This is a genomic window from Streptomyces sp. NPDC102258, from assembly GCF_055584685.1.
The window spans coordinates 1-4,243 of record NZ_JBVJLO010000058.1; the positions used below are offsets into that span (position 1 = coordinate 1).

General features: G+C 65.3%; 5 protein-coding genes and 2 pseudogenes. 1 reads left to right on the forward strand and 6 read right to left on the reverse strand.

What is annotated here, in order from left to right; genetic code table 11:
- Positions 1-58: 58 nt before the first annotated feature.
- On the forward strand, positions 59-634 hold the full coding sequence (locus ACZ6ZT_RS34985; protein WP_469724481.1) for an HD domain-containing protein: 576 nt from the start codon (positions 59-61) through the stop codon (positions 632-634).
- Positions 635-730: 96 nt separating this feature from the next.
- Here ACZ6ZT_RS34985 and ACZ6ZT_RS34990 read toward each other — a convergent pair.
- The 6 genes and pseudogenes from ACZ6ZT_RS34990 to ACZ6ZT_RS35015 all read right to left on the reverse strand — a co-directional run.
- Positions 731-1,528, reverse strand: a pseudogene (locus ACZ6ZT_RS34990) (IS5 family transposase); the annotation flags it as partial.
- Between the two features lie 69 nt (positions 1,529-1,597).
- On the reverse strand, positions 1,598-2,017 hold the full coding sequence (locus tag ACZ6ZT_RS34995) for a RacP protein (RefSeq protein ID WP_469724482.1): 420 nt from the start codon (positions 2,015-2,017) through the stop codon (positions 1,598-1,600).
- Positions 2,018-2,019: 2 nt separating this feature from the next.
- Positions 2,020-2,106: pseudogene (locus tag ACZ6ZT_RS35000) on the reverse strand (DUF6192 family protein); the annotation flags it as partial.
- 76 nt (positions 2,107-2,182) lie between these two features.
- A complete protein-coding gene (locus tag ACZ6ZT_RS35005; protein WP_469724483.1) occupies positions 2,183-2,644 on the reverse strand; it encodes a hypothetical protein in 462 nt (153 codons plus the stop codon).
- Between the two features lie 81 nt (positions 2,645-2,725).
- Entirely contained in the window at positions 2,726-3,187 is a 462-nt protein-coding gene (locus ACZ6ZT_RS35010) for a hypothetical protein (RefSeq protein WP_469724484.1), read from the reverse strand.
- A gap of 465 nt (positions 3,188-3,652) precedes the next feature.
- Positions 3,653-4,024 (reverse strand): restriction system modified-DNA reader domain-containing protein, encoded by a 372-nt coding sequence (locus ACZ6ZT_RS35015; RefSeq protein WP_391279911.1) that lies wholly within the window; start codon positions 4,022-4,024, stop codon positions 3,653-3,655.
- Between the last annotated feature and the right edge of the window lie 219 nt (positions 4,025-4,243).

Consider the following 4,243-nt stretch of genomic DNA (forward strand, 5'->3'; position numbering starts at 1 on the left):
ACCGTCATCACCAAGGCTGTCCTCACTCTGGAGAGGCAACGCTGAAAACGCTCACAGCTTGCGTACCTACCTCTACGGACGCCTTCTCGGGGAGCGGCAGGGCCTGCTGCCGGAGCGCGACTACGACGACGAACTGCTGTTTCTGGGATGCGTTCTGCATGATTGCGGACTCAGCGCCGAGGGCGATGGAAGCCAGCGTTTCGAACTGGACGGCGCGGACTTGGCAGTACGTCTCCTGACTGAACAGGGAGTCTCCGCAGACCGGGCGGAAGTCGTGTGGGATGCCATCGCGCTACACACGGACCGGGAGATCGCCCTGCGGAAGCGGCCCGAGATCGCGCTGGTCGCCGTCGGCGCCGGCTTCGACCTGGGTGGCGGCCCCGACGCGCTGCCGGACGGCTACGCAGATCGGGTCCACCGTCTGCTCCCGCGCCTTTACGCGGCGGCAGTCCTCCATGACAGCATCGTGAGCCAGGCGCTGTCCAAGCCACATAAGGCACCACCCTTCACAATGCCGGGAGAGCTTGTGCGGCAAGCGACCGGCCGGGCCTGGCCCAGCTGGCAGAAGCTGGCCCGATCTTCGGGCTGGAACGATTACGACGGCTACTGCAGTGGTCCGCCGGGCAACCCCTAAGCAGTGGCGTGGGGTGGGGACGATCAGCGAGCGGGTGTTGGGGGTCTGATTGCCTGGTCAGAACAGGGGTGAGAACCGCTCGGGGGGCTTGCGGGCCTTGGTGATCCGGCGGGTCATGAGGGTGATGGCCGCCCAGGTGATGAGGGTTTCGGAGTGCTGGACGAGTCGTTCGTAGTCGCGTGCGTGCCGGCGGGCCCGCATCATCCAGGACCAGGTCCGTTCCACCACCCAGCGGCGGGGCAGGATGACGAAGCCGGAGGAGTCCTTGGGTCTGCTGACGGTCTTGATCGTCAGGCCCAGGGACTTCTTTGCCCAGGTCACGAGCTTGCCCGCGTAGGCGGAGTCCGCCCAGACGATCGTGATCTCAGGGTGCATGAGGCGGAGGCGGAAGAGGACTTCCTTGGCCGCGTGGCTGTCGTGGAGGTCTGCGGGGGTGACCATGACGAGCAGGGGCAGGCCGCGGGTGTCGACGACCATGTGGCGTTTGCGGCCGTTGATTTTCTTGCCCGCGTCGTAGCCGCGTGAGTCCCGGCCGACGGTTTCGGCGGCTTTGACGGACTGGGAGTCGATGACGGTGGCGACCGCGCGGGGGCCTTTGCCCATGTCGCGGCGGATTCGTTGCGCAAGGACATCACGGATCTGATTGATGACGCCGCGGGCGGCCCAGCGTTCCATAAACTCCCAGACGGTCCGCCAGGGCGGGTAGTCCGTCGGCAGGGACCGCCATTTGCAGCCGGTGTCGACGACGTAGCGGATCGCGTCGACGATCTCGCGCCGGTCGTGTTTCTCGGGCCGGCCGCCGACGGTGGTTTCGCAGGCCGGGATGGGCAGCAGGGGTTCGAGTAGGGCCCATTCGGCGTCGGTGGTGTCGGAGGGGTAGAGGCGTCGGCGCATGGCGGCTGGCCTTCAAACCGGTGCTGCCCGGGGCCCGGCCTTCGGCCGGGCCCCGGGCAGCGAAAGGGCTCAGTAGCTGTTGACGAGGTCGAGGGTGGATTCGATCGAGTTGAGCTGGGCGGTGATGTGGCGGACCCACTTGTCACCGGGGTGGGCGGCGGCGTGGGGTGCGACGGTGCCGGTGATGAACCGGCGGAACTCGGTGAGCTTCTCCTTGATCACCTTTCGTTCGTAGGCTTCCAGAGCGGCCCGTTCGGCTCCGAGCTGGTAGCCGTCGGATCTGGTCCAGATCAGCGGGGGCCATCCCTGGTCTGCGATGACGTCCCTGAGGGCGGCCAGTCCGGCCCTCGCCTGGCTGGGGGTGAGGTCGCTGGCGCGGGTGAGCTGGTGGAAGAGGAGTCCGGCCGGGCGTGCTTCGAAGAGCACGAATCTGACCGTGTCGGCGTGCCGCAGAGCGGCGTCGCCCCGGCGCCGTGAGGCGCGGGGCATGGCTACTGGCCTCGGAGAAGGGCGGCGAGCTCGTCGTCCATGTCGACCTTGCCGGTGTCGACGGCGTTCTCGATCCAGTCGAGGGTGGCTTCTCTGAACTATCGGCTGGTTCCCGCAGAACGAGCTGTCGAGCTCAGCCATACCCGTAGGTGCCGGCTCACGACCTCAGCACATCTTCCCGACCTGCAACGCTCGCGCCCGCTCTCCAGAGTTCTCCGGGCGGATTCGCTCGGCCAGGCAGTGCCGGTGGGAGATGAGGGTGTGGCTTCCTGGACCGTCGATGCTGCGCGAGTCCAGGACGAGGGCGTCTCCACCTGGATCCAACGTGATCGGTTCACCACAGAAGTCGCAACTCCAGGTCAGCGACTCAAGGTCGGCAGGTCGGATGGTGAGCCGCACTGATACCGGAGGATGAAAGCGGCGGATCTGCTCGACCACTGCATCGATCTGTGAACCGATGGGCGGAAAGAGCGCGAGTAGTTCGTCATGGCTGCTCGTGGTCTGGGAGAACTGCTGGATCATGTCGATCGAGGCCGATAGTCCGGCCTTCTCGTGACCAACGATCTCTACGAGCACACCCCATGGGTGATGGCTGAGGACCTTGGCCCGCACCTTCTGGCCAGGCATGAGCGCCATACTCTCTGTTTCGAACCTTTCCATGAACCGCTTTCCCCATCCCTCAGTTCAGCAGGCCGTGCCTGGTAGCGCTCATGCGCGCGTGTCGTCGTTGTCGGAGCCGATCACCGCGCTCAGGGCCCGCAAGGCGTCATCGTATTGGTGACGGTCGAACTGGAACGGACCGAATGCCACATAGTTGCGGGTCTTGCGGTGCGGTTGCTCGAAGGCGTCCCAGGTCACGAGGTCGGCCGTCGCGGTGATGCGGGCCATGAGCGGCCAGCATCCCCACTCGCCGCATTCACAGCCGAGAACGGGTGTCTTTGGCCCCATCGCGTTGGTAGACCGTCCGAGGAAGTGGTCCTGCATCGGGCCGAAGCGGAAGAACTCCGGTATCAGGCCACCGTAGGCGTCGCCTGCGGGCTGCATCCCGGCCGCGATCTCGAAGCCGTCGGTCAGCTCGGTAAGTGTTGCTCCGTCTATGCGGGGGACGATCACGAGTGCGCCGCCGTCGCCACGTTGCCGGCAGTCGAACCGAATCTCATTGCTGATCATCCTGTGATTGTCTCAGCGAAGCCGTTCCATCCTCCCGGGTAGGTTGAGCTGCGGCCATGCGTGGCATGCCGAGGCTGACCGCGGAGGACCGGCGGGCTGCTTCGCCATCGAGCTGGTCCAGCTTGCCCTGGGCGCCGGCGAGGCTGACTTGTAGGCCCTCGACCTCGCCCAGCCATCCTTCCCGCTCGGCCTCGGCGATCCGGGCGATCAGATTGTCGCGGATCTCGACAAGCCGCTTGCGCTGTGCCGGGTCGGGCCTGAGCAGCGAGCACCGAATACAGGCTTATCCGAACTTGTCCAGCGAGCCCGGTGATGCACGTAGCTGGTGGCCGGTCACAGAGCGTGGTGCGCAAAAGCCCAGACGCAGAAAGCCATCGGGCGTGTCGCGACGCGGAAATTGACTCCGTAGTTGGTTGGGGCGTGCGACACCAGGCGTCTCCTCACGCCCCAACCTCGTTCACGTTCCTATTGCGCTCGGCGAAGGGAGCCGATGATCACGCCGTCACGCTCCCGCCTCCATGCAGTCCAGCCATCAGCCTGGGATCCTGCCGCGGCCACGGCTGCTCCTGAGGGAGTTCGATAGGGCTTCCCTTCGAACGACAGCCAGCCGTTCGGCAGCACCGTCGCCTTGTGTCGCACTCCGAGACGAGGGCGGGACCAATAGAGCACCTCGCCGGCTTTCAGGTCGCCGGACTCAATCATGGGCGAGAGCCCTCCCGGAGCTGTCTGCGTCGCAGGGCTGGTCGCACCTCCCTCCGGACTGATGTCGATGTGCAAGTCATCTCCGACCGTCCTGGTCTCCACGGTGACGCCGGGAATAGCGACACGGATGATCACGCTCAAAAGAACCTCCCAGTCTTGTTCATCTTGCTCTTCTGAGATGTTAGCTGGGTATGGGATGTCCTTGCAACGGGCTTTGCGTAACGGGTAGTTCTAACTATTAGGGAGTGATGGTCACCGGCGTCGGCCCGGCATGCCAGGGTGGACACTCGGTTTCCGTCCAGTGAGCGTTTTCAGCGTGGTCACTGATCGAGTGACGCCGGTGAGGTTGAGGTG